Origin of the sequence: Synechocystis sp. LEGE 06083 (assembly GCF_015207725.1) — a bacterium.
Lineage (GTDB): Bacteria > Cyanobacteriota > Cyanobacteriia > Cyanobacteriales > Microcystaceae > Synechocystis > Synechocystis salina.
This window is the reverse complement of record NZ_JADEWJ010000302.1, coordinates 1-4,301: the sequence shown is the minus strand read 5'-3', so window position 1 is coordinate 4,301 and position 4,301 is coordinate 1. Positions and strand designations below refer to the sequence as shown.

The 4,301-nt window shown below is 47.1% G+C and carries 5 protein-coding genes; 3 read left to right on the top strand and 2 right to left on the bottom strand.

The window, feature by feature from the left end:
* A partial coding sequence (locus IQ219_RS17260; protein WP_194073427.1) for an ATP-dependent metallopeptidase FtsH/Yme1/Tma family protein occupies window positions 1-233 on the bottom strand: 233 nt, incomplete at its 3' end.
* Window positions 234-387: 154 nt separating this feature from the next.
* Window positions 388-1,689, bottom strand: coding sequence for a hypothetical protein (locus tag IQ219_RS17255; RefSeq protein WP_347338260.1), 1,302 nt, complete (start codon window positions 1,687-1,689; stop codon window positions 388-390).
* Between the two features lie 86 nt (window positions 1,690-1,775).
* Here IQ219_RS17255 and IQ219_RS17250 point away from each other — a divergent pair, with 86 nt between their 5' ends.
* From IQ219_RS17250 to lpxC, 3 genes are all read left to right on the top strand, one after another.
* Window positions 1,776-2,306, top strand: a complete 531-nt coding sequence (locus IQ219_RS17250; protein WP_228017270.1) for an alpha/beta hydrolase — start codon at window positions 1,776-1,778, stop codon at window positions 2,304-2,306.
* 407 nt (window positions 2,307-2,713) lie between these two features.
* Window positions 2,714-2,947, top strand: a complete 234-nt coding sequence (locus IQ219_RS17245; RefSeq protein WP_194073426.1) for a CopG family transcriptional regulator — start codon at window positions 2,714-2,716, stop codon at window positions 2,945-2,947.
* Between the two features lie 402 nt (window positions 2,948-3,349).
* On the top strand, window positions 3,350-4,180 hold the full coding sequence (gene lpxC, locus IQ219_RS17240) for a UDP-3-O-acyl-N-acetylglucosamine deacetylase (protein WP_194073425.1): 831 nt from the start codon (window positions 3,350-3,352) through the stop codon (window positions 4,178-4,180).
* Window positions 4,181-4,301 lie beyond the last annotated feature (121 nt).

Genomic DNA, 4,301 nt, shown 5'->3' with positions numbered 1-4,301 from the left:
ACCAAGTAGGGAGGGCCACCGCTGGGGTTGGGCACTTGGGCTTGGGTGCGGTCGGCGCTGAGGTTAACCCGTTCGATCTGATTAGCTTCCACCCGATTGACGAAATCGCTGTAGCTGAGGGTTTCTCTAGTTTGGGTCGGACGGTCGAAAAAGGCCGATGCCAACGCTAAAACGACAATCAACAGCAAGGCATATAGGCCCGCGTTACGCCATTTTTTATTATTTTTGCTCACGCTAGAACTCTCCAATAGTGAGTGTAGTTATCATATTCCACCAGCTAGCAATGGATGTGGTGGAGAATAAACAGTTGTTAACTTATGTTAACGCTTCTCAGAAACAATTGGCCACTGTACCGAAAAAATGCTAGGGGTACGGGCTATGTTACTGTCAGTCCCCCTGGGTTGGGGTAAAGCGTTTAAACTCCTGCTCCAGGGAATCCTGGTCGGTGCGGTAGGTGATGTCCGCCTGGGTGATGACGGTGCTAGTGGCCCAATCCTGGGCAAATTCTAGTTTAGCTTTGAGGGGGGGGGAGGGCGGTTGTAGAAGTTTGGCCCGCTGTTGCCGATCGCCGTTGCGCTGTTCCAGTTTTTGATTACGTTGTTGTAACCAGAAGTACCTCACCAAGGGAATGGCTAGGAAGCCCACCGCATAGGCCACCAGGAGGCCGTAGATGCTCTGGACAAAATAAACTAGTTCTCCCAAATCAAGCTCAGCCCCGTAGGTTTTTAGCATGACCCCCAAACTCAAGGCCAAAACTAGGTTGACTCCCCCTAAGGCGATCGCCGCTATTTTTTGTCCCGCAGAAGCCTGACTAAATTTCCAGGGTTTTTCCCGCAGGTAGGAAGCTAGGGTGGTGGATTGGCGCTCCTGGGCACTGACTTGGAGGTCGGGGAAAGTGTAGATTAATTCACCGTTGGGGGAAACCTGGGGGTAGCCATTAAAGCGGGCCAAGACAGGAATCATGTAGTCCTCATTTTCCCGGTTGAACTTGGTCACATTATCCAAATAGGGGGCGGCCTGTTCGGCGGCGATCGCCCCGCCATTATTGCGAATTAAACTACCCAGGGTTTGCCAGCGTCTTTCCTCCAAATCTTCATTGGGGTCGCCATCCCCAAAGAGGAACGAGAAAATCGCTTCGAGGAAGTTCAGCTCGTTTTTATTTTTATCAGACTTTTTCTTGTCCCGTTTTTGCCGGCCACCATCGGGACTGAGCAGCCAAAAAATATCCCCCGGCCAGAAAAATATTCCACCACCACCACCGCCACTGCGATTGCTTCCCCCAGAAAAGTTAAAGCCCCCATCGTTATCATTGTCAGACTTGGAATTGACAGCGATGACAATGGCAATAATGGCCACCAACATCAACAGGATCGAAAGGATAAGGATAATACCAAAGGAAATGCGGATCAGGTAAAACAACACCTGCCAAATACTCTGGAGCCAACTCTGAAACCGCAAGCGCCAATATTTATTGCGGAGAATATTACGGAATTGCTTGGGAAAAGCAAACACAATTTCGCCGGATTCCGCCACTTGGAGATGGCCCTCCACCTCCGACGCCAAGGTCAGTAACCCTTGTTGGGTTTGGTTAATTTCTAGTCCAGCCTGGCTGGCCACGTCCCCCACCGTGACCACATAGTCTAACTGCTCCACGGCGGTCATAATTTGGGGATTAAAGGCGACACTCATTCCACTGCCCTCGGACGTGACAATCATTAAAATTATTCTTCTAGTATAGAGAGAAGATTTTCTGTCGATATATAGGTTTAGTGGTTATGAATGTGCGTTTTCCTCACTTTTGTTTGGGCTTAATGTTTGCTAGCTTGGTAGCTGGATCTGGAACTCTCCCCCTAGCTGCAGCAGAACGGGTGGTGCTGACCTATAGCGTTTTGCGAGAATCAGTCTCCATTGAAGAGTTGGGAGAATTGAGTCGCACAGGAAAAGTATCCCCTTCCCTTAAAGCCTATTTGAAAATGGCCAACAAGGACCCTGAGGAATTGCGGGGTTGGCTCAATCAACCGTTTCAGGCAGATCCGGTTACCCTCTCCCGGGTGCTTAACAGTTTTGCCGGAGAATATGTGCTCAATCAGGTGGGTCAGGTAATCCACACTCCTTCCAAGCGGGACAATAAAGAAGCCCTGCGGGGTGCCATTATTACTTCTGCGGAAAAAGATAATCAGGTAAGGCTCATCGAAGTGCTGGAAAATTACCCCACCCCAGAACTCCACGTCAACGGCGATCGCCTGATGGAACTGTATCAACAAGTGGAAGGGCTGACTGCGTTGTTGGGTCGGCTACCTTTTTAGTCGAACTCTGACTTTTCTCGTTTCCTCAAATCCCTAATAATTGTAGATACTTTTGCTTTGGTTTAATTTTTCTTATTTTCTGCTTAACCCGGCCATAGCCAATTTATTTTGATGACTTACCGTGTTATTTGTTAATGATTTGGACAAATGAGTGGGCCGCAATTTGAGTTTGATCCCAGAAAAAGCAAATCTAATAAAATCAAGCATGGAATAAGCTTTACTGAAGCTTAATTTTTATGGTCAGACAATCAGAGAATTCAGATTCCAGCCCGCACCGATGATGAGCCTCGCTTTCTCGTAATTGGTATAATCGAAGATAAGCACTGGTCAGCGGTGATTACCTATCGTGGTAAAAAAAATTAGGATTATTTCGGTTCGTCGTTCCAGAAGAGAGGAGATGATGCTCTATGAAGGCTGAGAATTTTGATCGTAAGTTTGACGCAGGAGAGTCAATTCTTGAATACTTGGATTTATCCCAAATTCAAAGAGGGAATAATCACGAAAACGAAGAAGAAATTATTGCGCTGGCATTGCCGTCGTCCATGATTCTTGCATTAAAAACAGAGAGTCAGCGGAGCAACCTTCCATTGAATATAATGCTAAAAAATTGGATTGAAGAGAAGTTATCAACCCCACTCTGAGCAAGCAATCTAAGGCTTTATGTAAGTGTAGGTTGTTGGAATATTGGGTAAAAATTATTATCAGTGTTAAGAACATTTTGGAAACGTATTTAAACGCCTTCCCTGGTCGTAACTTTGAGTGGAATTCGGATTGAAATTCTCCCATGTCGCCAGGAACTTTCTAACGCATTTCAAACACTATCGGGGGACATTTCCCCTGAGGTGGCATGGAAAAAACAAAGTTTCTTTTCTCTAATATTAATTCAACCAAGCAAAAATGCCGCAATTGGTTGTCCTTACTCAATAGCAATGCCGGTGAGATCAGCTAGTTTAGTTTAGTGTTTTTGTTTTTAAATCGTTTAAATTTACTGAAGTGGTCTAAATCTAGCTATAGTATCCCCATCAACCATCTTGATCAATGCCATGGGAAACACTATCAAAGCACCTCTGACTATCCAGGGAGTTGGACTGCACTCTGGAGTGGAAACCACCGTTACCCTCTGTCCAGTGATAGCGGGGAAGGGTCGCTATTTTCAGCGGGTTGATTTGCCAAAAAAGCCAATTATTCCAGCGGATTTGACCTGGGTGCGGGAAGCCATGCTTTCGACGGAGCTAGGGGAACCCGGGGCAACGATCAGGACAGTGGAACATTTACTGGCAACCCTAGTGGCCTTGGACATTGGTGATTTACGCATTGAAGTTAACGGTCCGGAAGTGCCTCTGCTAGATGGTTCTGCCCTGAGTTGGTTAACGGCGATCGCCAGGGTGGGGCTCAGGCCCCAATCAAAGAAAAAGCAAGGGCAACCCATTGTGATTACGACCCCTTTGACCTGCCAAATAGAAGATGCGTTTGTAGCGGCTTTTCCCTGTGCAACTACCCGCTTCAGCTACGGTGTGGATTATCCCTATCTGCCCATTGGTAAACAGTGGTACACCTGGGAACCGGCCCAGGAAAAATTTGCCACGGCGATCGCCCCAGCTCGGACTTTTGGTTTTGCGGATCAGATTGAAAAATTGCGCCAGGCCGGACTAATTAAGGGGGGCAGTTTAGAAAATGCCTTGGTGTGCGACAAAGAGAAATGGCTCAATCCACCTTTACGTTTCCCCGATGAGCCGGTGCGCCATAAGCTCTTGGATTTGCTGGGGGACTTAAGTCTACTGGGTAAAATTCCCCAAGCCCATTTTGTCGCCTACAAAGCTAGCCACAAACTCCATACCCAGTTGGCGCAAAAAATTGCCGACACCTATGGTTAAAAAAGGCGTTTGCCGGGAACGCTCAATGCCCAGGCATGGGAGAAATATGTTTACTTCAATTCTTGCTAACTTTTTTTGATTTTTGAAGACTGTTCACAATGCCCCGTTGCTTACCCAAGCT